This is a genomic window from Herpetosiphon sp. NSE202 (assembly GCF_042688385.1).
Taxonomy (GTDB): Bacteria; Chloroflexota; Chloroflexia; order Chloroflexales; family Herpetosiphonaceae; genus Herpetosiphon.
The window spans coordinates 33855-48920 of the sequence record NZ_JBHUPY010000011.1; the positions used below are offsets into that span (position 1 = coordinate 33855).

Annotated in this window: 8 protein-coding genes; 2 read left to right on the forward strand and 6 right to left on the reverse strand. The window is 51.1% G+C overall.

What is annotated here, in order from left to right; translation table 11 throughout:
• Positions 1-3: 3 nt before the first annotated feature.
• The gene (locus ACFMKP_RS13490) at positions 4-9318 is read left to right on the forward strand and encodes a beta strand repeat-containing protein (RefSeq protein ID WP_382292499.1); all 9315 of its coding nucleotides are present in this window, start codon (positions 4-6) and stop codon (positions 9316-9318) included.
• A 126-nt stretch (positions 9319-9444) separates the two neighbouring features.
• Positions 9445-10224, forward strand: a complete 780-nt coding sequence (locus ACFMKP_RS13495; RefSeq protein WP_382292500.1) for a DUF4388 domain-containing protein — start codon at positions 9445-9447, stop codon at positions 10222-10224.
• A 429-nt stretch (positions 10225-10653) separates the two neighbouring features.
• Here ACFMKP_RS13495 and ACFMKP_RS13500 read toward each other — a convergent pair whose 3' ends face one another.
• The 6 genes from ACFMKP_RS13500 to ACFMKP_RS13525 form a co-directional block, all read right to left on the reverse strand.
• On the reverse strand, positions 10654-11886 hold the full coding sequence (locus tag ACFMKP_RS13500) for a hypothetical protein (RefSeq protein WP_382292501.1): 1233 nt from the start codon (positions 11884-11886) through the stop codon (positions 10654-10656).
• 98 nt (positions 11887-11984) lie between these two features.
• A complete protein-coding gene (locus ACFMKP_RS13505; protein WP_382292502.1) occupies positions 11985-12938 on the reverse strand; it encodes a DUF6263 family protein in 954 nt (317 codons plus the stop codon).
• 95 nt (positions 12939-13033) lie between these two features.
• Complete coding sequence (locus tag ACFMKP_RS13510) at positions 13034-13459, reverse strand: hypothetical protein (RefSeq protein ID WP_382292503.1); 426 nt, start codon at positions 13457-13459, stop codon at positions 13034-13036.
• Positions 13459-13854: a hypothetical protein gene (locus tag ACFMKP_RS13515; RefSeq protein ID WP_382292504.1), complete on the reverse strand. Its 396-nt coding sequence runs from the start codon at positions 13852-13854 to the stop codon at positions 13459-13461. Before ACFMKP_RS13515 ends, ACFMKP_RS13510 begins: the two co-directional genes overlap by 1 nt.
• Before the next feature lie 9 nt (positions 13855-13863).
• Positions 13864-14385, reverse strand: coding sequence for a DUF2867 domain-containing protein (locus ACFMKP_RS13520; protein ID WP_382292505.1), 522 nt, complete (start codon positions 14383-14385; stop codon positions 13864-13866).
• Positions 14327-14950, reverse strand: coding sequence for a TetR/AcrR family transcriptional regulator (locus ACFMKP_RS13525; RefSeq protein ID WP_382292506.1), 624 nt, complete (start codon positions 14948-14950; stop codon positions 14327-14329). The genes ACFMKP_RS13520 and ACFMKP_RS13525 overlap by 59 nt, the downstream gene beginning before the upstream one ends.
• Positions 14951-15066 lie beyond the last annotated feature (116 nt).

Consider the following 15066-nt stretch of genomic DNA (forward strand, 5'->3'; position numbering starts at 1 on the left):
GCTGTGTTGAAACAATCTCGACTTTCTGCTGTGGTCATGGCACTCCTCACTGGGGTGCTCTTTGTGCTGCAAGGAAGTGGAGCCTTTGCCGCTCCAAAGCCTCTGCTGCAAGCTCAACAGTCTGCTGAACGCCCAATGGCAGCGCCCCTGCTTGGCTCCAACGATGTGTTGTTGAGCGATATGGGTGGGCTTGGCAATAGTGATGGCAGCATTGCTACCAATCCAGTTGTTGCCTACAATGCCACCAATAACCAATATTTGGTCGTGTGGGAAGGGTTGGAAGTAGATGGGGCACTCGATATCCATGGCCAGTTGATCGATGCAGCTACAGGGCTGGAAATTGGTAGCAACGATTTTTTAATTGCCAATCATCCCGATCCGGCTGACGCTTATTCTCGACCTCAAATAGTTTGGAATAGCGTTCAAAATGAATATCTAGTTGTCTTTGTAGGCGATTTTCGCACAAGTGGGCTTGTCGATGAACTCGAGATTTATGCTCAGCGCGTTTCAGCTAGCGGGGCTTTGCTTGGCTCGATTTTTCGCGTCAGCAACACAGGAGCTGATGGTGATTCGCTATCAGATGCTGATAAACCAGCAGTTACCTATAACGCCACCAACAATCAATATGCTGTCGTTTGGCATGGCGATGATAAAGCTGGTGGGCGGGTCGATGGCGAGTTTGAAGTTTATGTTCAGTTATTAGGCTATAGCGGCGGCAACCTTGTTGAGGTTGGCGGCGATGTTAAGATTTCTGATGTTGGATCAAATGGCGATCCAATCCTGCGACCTGAAGATGCTACTATCGTTTGGAACAGCCTCAACAACGAATATCTTGTGGCTTGGCGCTCCGATGATAGTGGCACAAATGGCGATTTTGATGTCTATGGTCAACGCTTAACTGCCAGTTTGGCCGAAGTTGGCGTTGATGATTTCTTGATCGCGAACAATCCTAACCAAGATTCGTTTGATGTAAATCTTGGCTACAACCCCACCAATAACCTTTATTTGGTCATTTGGTCGGGCGATAATGTGACTGATAGCGTCTATAACGTGTATGGTCAATTAGTCACTGGAGCTGGAGCGTTGAGCGGCGGCTTATTGGCCCTCAGCTCAACCAGCGATGGGGTTTCAACCGATCCAGTCATTACCTATAACTCGCGCGATAATCAATTTATTATTGCGTGGATGGCTCCCAGTGCTGCTGGCAATGCCGAGCGCGAGATTTTTAGCCAAAAAATTAATGCCGCCACTGGCGCACGCATCGCTCCCTTCGATGTGCAAGTTAGCGATATGGGGCCAAACGGCAGCGATACCTACTTTGCCAATGGCTATATTGGCATCGCTTATGGTGGCGCAGCTCAGAACCATACCTTAGTTGTTTGGGGTGGGGCTGATAATCGTGATGGCCAAGCAACTGGCGAATCAGAAATTTTTGGCCAATTGATTACGCCAATTCTAAATGTGCGCAAAACCATTACCAGCAATACAACCAACGTCGATGCCTTCGATACGGTCACCTACCAAATCGAAGTTGAGCACGCGACAATTGTTGAAGGCGCAGATACGGTTTCGCTCAGTTTGGCCGATGCTTTTAATCTTAATCTGAGCGATGTTTTGCCAGCGCAACTAAGCAATGTAACGCTGACCAGCGCAATTATCAGCGATGGCGCAACCAATACCAATGTTGCTGGCAATTTCGCGGTTAGTGGCAACAACCTTTCTACCACGACCCCAATGCCATTGCGCTACCGCTCGAATGGCAATAGCAGCCAAAAATTAACCTTGGTGCTTAGCGCCAAAGTTGCCAATACTGCGCTTGCTGGCGCAACTGTTGGCAATAGCGCCAATATCACATGGAGCAATAGTGCGTCGCTAACCACGGTTACTGGCTTAACCGATAGCACTGGAGCGGTTAATTTCAATGTGGCCAAAGCCTTCAGCGTTAGTAAATCGAGCCTTGAAACCGAGGCCTTGATCAACCAAGATATTACGTATCACCTTGCTGTTGGCGTGATTGAAGGTACGACCAATAGCTTACAGTTTATCGATACTTTGCCAGCCAATACCAGCTATGTTGCTGGCTCCATTACTGTGAGTAATTTCAATGGCATGACGGTCAATGGCTTAACCGCCAGTGTCAGTGGCCAAACCTTGACGATCAATGCCAGCAGTGTGGTCAATCCAGGTAATGTTGATAACGCTGCAACCGCTGATAGCGATGTGTTCCGTTTATCCTATCAAGTAAAAGTGCTTGATGTGCCAGCTAATGTCAGCGGTGACATCTTGACCAATAATGTCAATGCCTCGGCTAGCCCAAGCCAAGTTGATAACGGCAACACCCATAATCTGACGATTGTTGAACCATTCTTAGATGTAAGCAAAACCATCGTTGGCGTAGCTTCTGCGGTCGATGCTGGCGATACAGTGCGCTACCAGATTCAGGTTAGCCATACTGCCGCCAGCACCGCCCAAGCCTATGATCTGAGCGTGGTTGATGCATTACCTGCGGTGCTTGGCTCGCCTGTGGTTGAATCAGCCACGATTAGCGATGGAGCCACCACGACCGATGTTGCAAGCAATTTCACGATCAATGGATCAGGTCAGCTTTCAACTACAACCGCCACGAATCTCAATATCAACACCAATGGCACGAATGATCAAGTTTTGACAATCGTTGTGCGGGGAGTTATCAATAATACAGTCGCTCCAGGAGCAACAATTAGCAACACTGCCAATGTTACGTGGCGGAATGCAACCTCGCTCCAACGCTCAAATTATAACGATTCGAGCACTGCGCCGACTATTACGGTTCCAGCCAGCTTTAGCCTCGCCAAGGCGGTTACTTCTGGTACAAATGTTGTGGTTGGCTCAACAGTCACATATCAATTAACCGTAACCGTCATTGAAGGCACAACCACGAACCTAGAATTAGTCGATACCTTGCCAGCTGGGATGAGCTATGTATCAGGTTCTACATCGCTTATTGCCAATGGTATGACTGTCGCGCCTGTGACTGTATCCCGCGTTGGGCAGGTCTTGAGCTTCACAACCAATAGCGTGCTCAATCCAGGCAATGTTGATAATTCAGCCACCGCTGATACCGATAGTTTTACAATTACCTATCAAGCCACAGTCAATGATGTTGCAGCCACCGTCAATGGCACCGTGCTGATCAACGATGCCGATGGCAGCGCCGCTGGTGTTCCTGCCGATAACAACAATTCGGCCAGCGTTACCGTGGTTGAGCCACTTTTGGCAATCGATAAGAGCATCACCACCAGCACAGCCGGAGTTGATGCATTCGATACCGTGCGCTACCAGATTGTGGTTTCGCATCAGGCTGCAAGCACCGCCAATGCCTTTGACCTCAACCTGAGCGATGACATGCCTGCTGGCATCATCGGCATGGTCATCGAAAGCGCCACAATTAGCGATGGCGCAACCAATACCAATGTGCTCAGCAACTTTAACATCAATGGCTCAGGTGATTTGGTTACCCTTACGCCGCCAGACTTGTTGCTCAACACCAATGGCACCAACGACCAAGTGTTGACGCTGGTGGTGGCAGGCAAAGTGCGCAACCAAATTAGCCCAGGTGGCACGATTGCCAATGCAGCCACTGTGACGTGGCGCAATCAGGCAGGGGTTCAACGGGCTAGCTATACCGCAACCGACCTTGCGCCAAGCATTACGATTCCCGCCACCTTCAACGTGGTTAAAAGTGTTGCCGCGCCTGGCAGCGCAGTTGGGGCTGGCGCAACTGTCACCTATCGCCTAACCACAAGCGTCATCGAAGGCACAACCAATAATCTGCAATGGGTTGATACCCTGCCAGCAGGCATGAGTTATGTGCCGGGTTCGGCAGTGATTGAAAATGCCAATGGCATGACAATTAATGGCTTTGCTGCTAACCTCAGCGGCCAAGTCTTGACCATCAACGCGAGCAGCGTGCTTAATCCGGGCAATGTTGATAACGCCACTGCCGCCGATAGCGATAGCTTTACTCTGACCTATCAGGCAAACGTCGCAGGCAACGCCACCAGCGGCACGGTGCTGACCAACGATGTTGATGCTAGTGCCGACCCAGGCCTGAGCGACAACAACAATCAAGTCACGGTCACCGTGGTCGAGCCAGAACTCACGCTCAGCAAAACGATCAATTCAGCCACAACTGGCATCGACGCTGGCGATGAAGTGCGCTATTTGATCAAGGTTCAGCCAACTGCTACCAGCGGAGCCAACGCCACCAACCTGATGATCACCGACACTTTGCCCAGCCAATTGACTGCGACTAGCATTCTTTCGGCAACCGTCAGCGATGGCGCAACCACCACCGATGTTGCCAGCAACTTCACAATTGTTGGTGGCGAATTGCGCACCACTGGCAATCTTGGGCTTGATCTCAATACCAACGGTGCGAACGACCAAGTGTTGACCGTGATGGTTCGCGGTTTGGTCGCAACGTCAACCACGCCACTTAGCACGATCAGCAATACCGCCGACCTCACATGGCGCAATCCAGGTGGCTTCTTCAACTCCAACTACAACGCCACTGCTACGGCACCCACAATCAACGTGGCCAGCCGCTGGACAGTTGACAAATTTATTGTGCCGCCAATCTCCCAAGTCAGTATTGGTCAATTGGTGACCTATACCGTCGGCACGACCGTGATTGAAGGCACAACCCTCAATCCAGTTTGGGTCGATACAATTCCAAACGGCATGACCTATGTGCCAGGTTCGGCCCAAATCTCGAATGTCAACGGCGTGACTCTGAACGGCTTCAATGTGGCGCTCAGCGGCCAAACTCTGACGATCAGCGCTACCAGCATCGTCAACCCTGGTAATTCCAACAACGCTGGCAACGTTGATATCGACACCTTCTTGATGACCTATCAAGTGGTGGTTGACACGGTTGCTGGCGGTACAGTTTTGACCAACGACCTTGATTCAAGCGCTAGCCCAAGCTTGGTTGATAACAACAATCAAGTTGTGGTCACCGTGGTTGAGCCAACCTTGAGCTTGGTCAAAACTATTACCACCGCCACTGGCGGAGTTGATGCAGGCGATACAGTTCGCTATCAAATTCGCGTCGCACACGTGCCAAGCAGCAATAGCAATGCAACCAAGGTCTTGTTGACCGATACCTTGCCTTTAAACTTACAAAACTTGACCCTCGTTTCGGCGATTGTCAGCGATGGCGCGACGAGTACTAATGTTTCCGGTAATTTCTCGTTGAGCGGTGGTGTACTCAGCGTAACGGGCAATATCGACCTCTTGATCAATACCAACGGCAGCAACGACCAAGTATTGACGGTTGTTGTGCAAGGCACAATCGCCGATAGCGTTACCCCAGCCGCCACGCTTAGCAACTCGGCCACCACAACTTGGTCGAATGCTAGCGGAGTTAGCCGTCCACTCTATACTGCAACTGGCTCAGCGCCAACCATCACTGTGCCAAGTGTTTGGAGCATAACCAAGGCAATTTCGCCAGCAGCAAGCACCGTTTCACCTGGCCAAGTTGTCGAATATACGCTCACTACCACAGTTTTGGAAGGCACAACCAATAATGCTCAATGGCTCGATAGCTTGCCAGTTGGCATGAGCTATATGCCGGGTTCGGCCCAAGTGCTGGCTGCCAATGGCATGACGATCAATGGCTTCAACGCCTCGGTCAGCGGCCAAGTGCTCACCATCAGCGCCAGCAGTGTAGTCAATCCGGGCAATGTCAATAACGCAACGGCTACCGATAGCGATAGCTTTGTCATTCGCTACCAAGCAAGCGTTGATAACGATGTGAGCTTGGGCGCAACCCTAACCAATGATGTTGATGCAACCGCCAACCCAAGCCTAAGTGATAACAACAATGTAGTCAGCGTGAGTGTGAGTGAGCCAGCCTTGACCCTCAGTGTTGGCCAAAGCAGCGATGCTCAGCTCGAAGCTGGCGATCCAATCACCTTCACCGTGACGATCGATAATCCAGCAGGAGCCAATGCCCAAACTGCCAATACTGTGGCAATTACCAGCAGCTTCACCAGCAATCTCAGCAACCTAAATCTGGTGAATGTGCAACAAACGGGCGGGGCAACTGGTGGCAACTTTGCAATTGTTGGCAACAATCTCGCAACCAACACACCAGCAACGATGCCAATTGGCTCGCAAATTGTGCTGACAATTAGCGCTCAAGTGAACAACACTGCTGCTCCAGCCAGCTTGGTGAGCATGCAAAGTGGCGTGACATGGCGCAATCCAGCCGATGTTAGCTTGCCACGCTATGCCAAGAGCGCCAGCGCCGATACCACAATCGCCTCGTTCTTCGCAGTAACCAAGGCGCTTGTGCCAGCAGCCAGCACGGTTTCCGCAGGCCAAACCGTCACCTACACGCTCGCGGTCGAAGTGATCGAAGGCAGCACGAGCAATATTGTGCTGACCGACACCTTGCCAGTGGGCATGACCTACGTCGGTGGCTCAGGCACAATCTTGAGCAACGGCGGGATTACGCTGAATAACTTCACCGTCACCAGCGTTGGTCAAACCTTGATCTTCCGTGTCAATCCAGCTACCAATCCTGGCAGCTACCCAGAAGCTGGCCTCGACACCGATAGCTTTAGCTTGGTCTATCGCGCAACGATCGACCAAAGCGTCGCTTCGGGCACGGTGCTCAGCAACGAGGTTGATGCCACAGCCAGCCCGAACTTGAGCGATAACGACAACTCGGTCAGCGTAACCGTGGTTGAACCAGATCTCGCCATCAATTTGAGCAAGCTCACCGCCGATGATGGTTTGGATGCAGCCGATACGCTGCGCCAACAAATCGTCATCAGTCATACCACCAATAGCTTGGCCTCAGCCTACGATGTCGACCTCAATGTTGATTTGCCAGCAAGCTTTGGCACGCCAACCTTGATTTCGGCAATTGTCAGCGACGGTGCAACCAGCACCAATTACAGCGGTAATCTGGGCTTCGATGCCAATGGCGATTTGGTCAACACTGGCAATATTAATCTCTTAATCAACACCAACGGCAGCAACGACCAACGCCTGACGGTGATCGTCCAATACAACTTGCCAAACAGCGTCAACCAAGGCGCAACGGCCGCAAGCCAAGGTTCAATCACCTGGAAGAATGTCAGCGGTTCGCAATTACCAAGTTTCACTGCGAGCAGCAATAGCCTAAATTACAGCATTGCAACCAGCTTTGCGCTCGAAAAAGGCATAGCAAGCACCAGCATTAGCGAAACTATTGGCAATCAAGTAACCTTCGGCGAAGTGGTCACCTATGTTCTGACCGCAACTGTGCTCGAAGGCACAACCAATAATTTGCGCTTTGTTGATACGCTGCCAGCAGGCTTGGCCTATACCAATGGCTCGGTGACGGTTGCCAATGCCAATGGCATGACGATCAATGGCCTAACGGCAATGCTTAGCGGCCAAAACTTAATCATCGATGCGAGTAGTGTGGTCAATCCGGGCAATGTCAATGCAGCCAATGCCGTGGATAGCGATAGCTTTACCATCACCTACCAAACAACCGTCAATGGTAACCCAGGCCTCGTGCGCGGCACGGTCTTGACCAACAGCGTTGATGGCAGCGCCCAGCCAAGCTTGAGCGACGATGATAATAGCGTCAGCGTAACCGTAATCGACCCAAGCTTGGAAATCAACAAAGTTGTCGATGACACCACGCCAGACTTTGGCCAAGTGCTCAATTACACCATTACAATATCGCATACCGCCCAAAGCGCTTCAACCGCCTACGAATTGGCAATTGAAGATACGCTGCCAGTCGGCTTGACTCCGGTTGTTGGTTCGTTGACGGTCATTTCAGGCCCAACTCCAACCAGCTTTGCAATCAACGGCAGCAACATCGAAGCAACCTTCGATAGCTTGGCGCTTGGCTCAGTCAGCGTCCTCAGCTATCAAGCGCGGGTAGCTTCGCCACCAACCTTGGTCATCGGTTCGCCATTGATCAACAATGTGGAGCTTACATGGACTTCGGCCCAAGGCACGGTCAATTTGGAACGCAGCTACTTAGATGGTGCTGATGCTCCAGCGACTGTGACCAGTGTTGACTTGGCAATTAGCAAGCGCGTCACGCCACAGGTTGCCACGCCAGGCACGCCAGTAACCTTCACCATCAATCTGACCAATACTGGCAATTTGCAAACGAGCAACATTGTCTTGACCGACATTATTTCGCCACTGTTAACCAACGTCACGGTCAGCAGCCAAGGCTTGACAATCAACGATACTGGCGCGAACCCAGGCTATGTTTGGACGGTCAGCGACCTCCAACCATTTGCCAGCGGCTCGATTCAAATTGCGGGGATTATTAGCCCAAGCTTGGCCAGCGACACAACCTTGGTCAACAACGTGAGCGTTCGCGATGATATTGACCAATTGTTAACCAACAACACAGCGAGCGCGATTGTGGCCATCGTTGTGCCACGAATCAACTTCAGCCTCGCCAATTATGAAGTAGTTGAATCAACTGGCAGCGCAACTGTTACGGTTCAATTGAACGCACCAAATCCAAGTAGCGCAGTTCAGGTGAACTTTGCAACCAGCAATGGCACTGCCAATCTCAACGATTACACGCCAGTTACCCAGACCCTGACCATCCCACGCGGCCAAACCAGCGTGCAAGTGGTGGTGCCAATTACCAATGACAGCACCTACGAACTAAGCGAAACCATCGTGCTCAGCTTGAGCAACCCAGTTGGCACAGCCTTCGGCACGCCAATCACCAGCACGATCACCATCATCAACGACGATCGCGCTGTGGTCTACATTCCAATGGTGCTGAAGCCAGCCTCGGTAGACTTAGTGGTTGATAGCATTCAAGTGGTCAACGGCACCGTGCGCGTGACCGTGCGCAACGCAGGCACTGAGCCATTGGCTGGCGGCTATTGGGTCGATGCTTACATCAATCCAACCCAAGCGCCAACCGCTGCCAACCAGCCATGGAACAGCCTTGGCAACTTCGGTATGGCCTGGGCAATTCCAACCAATGCACCAGCCTTAGCGCCGAATGCGACCCTGACCTTGATCAGCGGCGGTCAATACTATCGCTCAGATTTGAGCTTCGTCCCAGCCGGTCAACTCAACGCTGGCAGCCGAATCTACGCCCAAGCCGATTCGTATGGCTTGACCAATTACGGCGCGATTTTGGAAACTCACGAAATCTATGGGGGAACCTACAACAACATTCGCGGGCCATACCTTGTGCCTGCAACCACCAATTTGGTCTTCGATGAGCAACGCCCAAGCACTCCAGCCGATTTGATTGGCGTGCCTGAACGGCCAGCCAGCCGCTAAATTAAAACCAATGTTGAACGAAAGTCACGGGGCAGTGGTACTGCCCCGTGATTGGTTTAACCGCAGAGCTAAATCTCAGTACTAACCGAGAAGGGGACTACGGATTGACATATGCCAAGGCGAGATATGTTACTATGGCAAGCAGATTCGGAGGTTGCCATGGAACTAACAGGCACATTCAATAGCTTTCCGTTACGCGAATTACTCGAATTGATGCAGCAAAGCTCAATGTGTGGCGAGCTTGAAGTTATCGGCCAACACGGGCGTGGAGTGATTCTCACCCGCGATGGGTTGGTGCGCCACGCAGAATATAGCGATAAAGTCGGCCCTGAGGCAGTTTGGCTCTTATTCGAGGAATCGAATGCCCAATTTGCGGTGCGAGATTTACGCGAACTTACCCAAGAAACCATGGTTTCGGATGCAACCAGCCTATGCGATGAGGCTGAGGATCGCGCCCGTTCATGGAGCGAATTACGCAATTTTATCCCCAGCGATAATGCAATTCCCTATATTCGCAGTGGCGCTATGCCCAGCCAGCCACTCGATTCAATGGCTGTAGCGGTTGCCCGCACAATCAATGGCGAACAGAGCATTCGCAGCATTGCCGAACGCTTGATCATCGAGCCAATCGATGTTTCACGGGCAATTGTGCGCCTAATCAAAGCTGGCGTGGTGGCAATTATCGGGGTTGATCCCGCCAAAAGCATAGCCGCCAAGGTTGTAGTTCCGGCCAGTGCACCTATCCCAAACCCTAACTTTACGCCAACCCTTACGCCAGCCCAACCAGCTGAGTTGGTTACTCCATCGTTGCCAGCGCAACCATCAACGCCTGCTTCGAGCGATAGTAGCCGCCCAAATCAAGGTGGCTTGCTTGGCCGCTTGGCTCAAGGCCCAGCCCGCCGCTAAAATTGCAAAACTATCAATACAATACGCGCCGGACACGAATAATTTGCTCGTGTCCGGCGCGCATTTGTCTATGTTCTCTGTGGCATAGTTCATTGGATTAACAATCAGCTGCATGCCCTCACCCCCAGCCCCTCGCCCACTGAACGCGGGCGAGGGGAGCATCATTAAGTGGTTTCGCCGCGCTGGCGGGAGCGGGGGTCACTTACAAGGGTAGGTTGTTAAGATCCCCTCACCCCAACCCCTCTCCCATCCGATGGGCGAGGGGCTTTCAGGCCGTGGTTCTTGCGCAATGCGTCGGTAAAAATGGGTGCTCCCCCTCGCCCGCGTTTTCGTGGGAGAGGGGGCTGGGGGGTGAGGGAATGGTATAGTTGCCAGCCAATCCAATGAACCATTACGCCTATGTTCTATGTTCTTTGCTCTATGTTCTTCTTAACGAATCCACACCGGATAGCTGCCATACTCAAAGGCTTGCAGCGCTTGGTTGGTTGGGTTCCAAACAAATACTTGCGGTGTTGCATAGATCGGGCCTGAGTCAGCACAGGTATAACTGCCCTTGGCAAAGGTTAGCCAATCGCCGCTTGGATTCCAGGTCGCGCCATGAATTTCTTGGCCAGTATTATCAGCAATTGGGCCTAAATTAGGCGTAAGCGCCGCCGAGCTGAAATCGGCATTTTGCACGCTTAACACTTGCGCAGTCAAACAGGCGCTGACATGAAAATTATCAATATAGGCCAGTTGCTCACGCTGCGCGTTCAATTGGGCACGGGTTACGCCATTGCCACCAATCTCGCTCAGCGCTTGCGGCACGCCATCCAGCAAAACCCACCATTGCATGCCATTGCCCGATGCACCAAGCAAATTAACTTGGCCACCATGGAAATAGATCCAGTCATCGTGGCTCAAAATAGCATCAACCACCCAGCTGCCGTTCTCATCCTCAACTAGCTCGCCAAGCGGGCTAAATGCACCATCGGTCAAGCTGGCCTCGCCAATTTGATTGCCATTATGCACCACCAACGCGCTACCATCGCTGAGCCACGCAGCCCGATAGCCAAGCGTGCTCACCACGATATTTTCTGGTTTAGCACTCTTCAAATCATACACATCAACAAATATCTCGCCCATATCGGTTAATTTGAGCAGCGCAAACTTGCCATCGCCATTGGGCGACCAAATTGGCTCAAAGCTCGTGGGCAAGCGCAAAAGCTCTTGGAAGTCGAGGCTATAAATGTGTAGAAAATCGCCCTTAAAGACGCTCAAATACTGCAAACTTGGGTCAATCCCCAAGCGGGCCAAGGGCACTGGGCCTTGCTCTTTATAGACCGTTTGTAAATCGCCGCCAGTCGCCGCGATTGAGTTAATCGCAAATCCCAAAGGATCAACAAAATAGATTCTGCCGGTCAGCATCGATGTATCAACCAAGGCATTGGGATCAGCATTGGCTGGCGTGGCTGGCTGGTTGCTCGGCTCAGCAGCTGCCTGCGTTGGCTCAGCGGTTGGTTCGCTTGGCGTACTCGAATCTAAGGTTGCCGTGGCCAAGACTTCAACTTGGCTGGCTGGCGTAATCGTTGGCGGTGGCGTAATTGTTGGGCTGGTGGCTTGACCACCACATGCAGCCAAGAGCAGCAAACTCAACAAGCCACTCAAAACGCGTAAGCGCATAGAAAACTCCTCACATAAAAAGCGTGCTATGGTTATAGCACGCTGCAGATCGATATACCACGATAAACAACTTAATCACAGCTGAAAAAAAGCTGATGTTATGGTTGGAGTTGCACTTCCATATGCAAGGTCTGGGTCATCGGCATTGTCAGCGATTGATCAGCATCCGAACCTTCGATGCTGATTACCATCGACATGGTTTGATCAAGCACATTCGATTTGAGCATGCCGGTGGCTTCGTCAATCACAACTGTGCCGCGTTGGCTATTTTCACCATTGCCTTTGTCAATCGACATTTTTATATCGTCGCGTTCCAGCAGATCAGGCAATTTTAATTCACCGATGGCAAATTCACCAGTCAGATCAAACGTAGCGAGGCCTGCATTGCGCTCTTTCAAGCTGTAGGTGTTGGTCAAAACCATCGAAAAAATCTGCACATTCATGTCGGTTACATCTTGCCATGAATCGCCAATTGCCATGGGTTTACCACCAAACGGAATAATCGTGGCTTTGGCATACGATTGTTCAAAGGTTTTGGTCAACATATCACGCATCATCACGGTTTGTTCGTTTTCTTCGCTGCCACCAAGCATTTTGTCGATCAGTTGATCGATACCATCGACCTTGGTTACTTTCGCTTCTGGACTCAAGGTAAGCGTCATTGGTTGGCTGATCAGGCCTGCAAATTGGGCGAATTCTGGCGAATCGGTGCTCGCAGCAGGATCGCTTGAGTCATAGACCATTGCCTGATCATTAGCATGGCTTTCAACCCGAATTGAATCGATCACAATCCGCATCACGGTTTCGCCTTCAGGCGACACCGAAACCACGCTTTGGTCCATGGTCATGGTGGTGGTAGTAGCTTGGGTTTGCTCAGTCATGAACATGCTTTGAGTCACATGTTGCACTTGGGTCGATTTATAGCGATAGCTTTGATTTGGCTGAACATTTAATTTCAAGGTGAGATTTTCGCTGTTCGTGGCAGCTTTATCATTTGTGCCACAAGCAACCAAACCAACCAACACGAACAGAACCAACATCCGACGTAGCATAAAGAGGCCTCGATTGCACTAAAAATCCAAGATCGCTCTCGCCGATCTTGGCATCTATATCGTGCTAACTATACTCGATTCTGAGGCGGTAGGTTTCAGGTTTGCGATGGATGTTGGGGTTGCACTTGACGACTAGCCAACGCATACAACACCGTGGTGATGCTAAAAGAACTGCTAGGAAAGATAAAAAAGTAGCGCAACGAAAGCACTGCCAAGCCCAACGAGACTGCACTATTGAAGCGCCAAATTGCCTGCAAACGAGCTGGCTCGTTGCCCAGCGCCCGTAGAATCAGCAAATTCAACACACCATAGCCAATCAATAGATAGCCCATTGTCAACGAAAAGCCGCTATTCAATTGCAACATGCTGCGTTGAACGCCAGGCAACTGCACCTGAATTTGGCGCAACTGGCTGGCTGCGCTTGAATCTGCTTCAGTTGCAAATAATTGAAAGTAAAGATGGCCCAGCCCAACGATTATAAAAATCCATGCGCCAAGCTTGCCCAGAAATGAGGTTTGCATCAATCTGCTCCTTGCATAATTAGGTTTGGTCGTGGGGTTGCCCACCACGTTAGCCCAGCCAACGCTGCCAATAAAATCCATTGCGGAGCCAACCACAGCTGCCGAGCAACTACGAGGTTCAATAACAACCACAGCGCGCTGTAAGCCAGATATTGACCAATAATTGCTCGCGCTTGTTCAATTGGCCGAGGATGGCGTTCTAAGCGCCAAACTTGATAGGCCAACCAACCAAGCTGAATCGTCAGCATATGCCAAGTTGCCAAGAGTTCTAAGCGTGGGCTGGCGGCCAGATTGGCTTGATTCAAGGCTTGAATGCTGGTTAATTGGCCAGCTACACCATGAATTAACGCCGTCGCCCCGCCAATCAAGCCCACAATTGTTGTGCGTGCTAGCATCGTTTGCTCCTATGCAGCTTGCAAGTTGGCCAGCCCAGCCTTGATCATCTGGTTGACAACCACATGGTGAAATGGCCGAATCACATTAAAGTAGACTGGCCCCGTCCAAGCGTGATAGCGCACAATCGTGAGCGTATGCAGCTTGTACTCTAACCCAGCAACTGGCTCCAAAACCACCGCCAACCATGCAGTCAGATGCGATTCGCTGGCCGAGGCCAGCAAATACTGGCCTTCCGCCGCCGCCGTAACCTTGAAAAAACCCAAGTTTTGGCCTGCTTGCATTGGCACTTGCTCAGGCCGTAGTTGGTTGCTGTTAGGAATACCATCTTGGCGCATGCCCAACAGGCGCACAAATCCCCAGCGAATCGCATACAACGTTTGCATCCAAGCTGGGTTATAGCCAATCATGGCGGCGATAAAACGGCGTAATTCTTGCTCAGGTTCGGTGGTACGAATCTGGCGGGTTTTAACATCAACGTGATTCGCTTGGGCGATCAGCGGTGCCAATATTGGGTGCTGCTGGATCGACATCAGGGCCTCCAGGAATTGCATATAAACGTAAAAATTCATCGTAGAGCTGGCGTAAACGTGACATTGGCAGCATTGGTTGCATCAATACAGCGCCAAGCAAAATCACATAGGCATGCTGGGCCATCAATAAACCTTGATCGGGATTTCCAGTAATTGCACTACAAATTTCGGCCACAAAGCTCACGCGCAGGCTATCGATGCGTTCGATCATCGCCCGAACTTCAGCATCGTGCGCCGCCCAGCCACGCATGGCAATTTCCACATCCCACGGGTCGTTGGCTGCATAAATCGCCACTATCGTCAGCAAATCAAACAAAGCGCGTAATTTTTGGCTAGGGTCGGTATAGCTCGCCAAATGCTGAATAATATCTAAGGTATCTTGTTGCTCGAATTGCTGCAAAAGCGCAGTTTTGTAGCTTGGCCAGCCGCCAAAGTGATGATAGAACGAGCCTTTGGTCACCCCCAAATCGGTCGTCAAACGCTCAATTGTCAAGGCCGAAACCGATTCGCTGCTGAGAATACTCAGCCCATGGTGCAACCAATCTTCACGGCGTACCCGAGTCATACTGCCTCCGTTATGCCATAGCTAAAACATACCATACTGTATGGTATTGTCAAGTAGGCTTAAAATTCTAAAAATATTATCCATGAAAAGCTTTGACATTGGCAAAGCCCAACATC

What these genes read in the sequence shown, in the direction of transcription:
- ACFMKP_RS13510 (WP_382292503.1), bottom strand. Translation starts at nt 13,459, where the DNA reads ATGCAAACCTCATTTCTGGGCAAGCTTGGCGCATGGATTTTTATAATC.
- ACFMKP_RS13495 (WP_382292500.1), top strand. Translation starts at nt 9,445, where the DNA reads ATGTTACTATGGCAAGCAGATTCGGAGGTTGCCATGGAACTAACAGGC.
- ACFMKP_RS13520 (WP_382292505.1), bottom strand. Translation starts at nt 14,385, where the DNA reads ATGTCGATCCAGCAGCACCCAATATTGGCACCGCTGATCGCCCAAGCG.
- ACFMKP_RS13525 (WP_382292506.1), bottom strand. Translation starts at nt 14,950, where the DNA reads ATGACTCGGGTACGCCGTGAAGATTGGTTGCACCATGGGCTGAGTATT.
- ACFMKP_RS13515 (WP_382292504.1), bottom strand. Translation starts at nt 13,854, where the DNA reads ATGCTAGCACGCACAACAATTGTGGGCTTGATTGGCGGGGCGACGGCG.
- ACFMKP_RS13500 (WP_382292501.1), bottom strand. Translation starts at nt 11,886, where the DNA reads ATGCGCTTACGCGTTTTGAGTGGCTTGTTGAGTTTGCTGCTCTTGGCT.
- ACFMKP_RS13505 (WP_382292502.1), bottom strand. Translation starts at nt 12,938, where the DNA reads ATGCTACGTCGGATGTTGGTTCTGTTCGTGTTGGTTGGTTTGGTTGCT.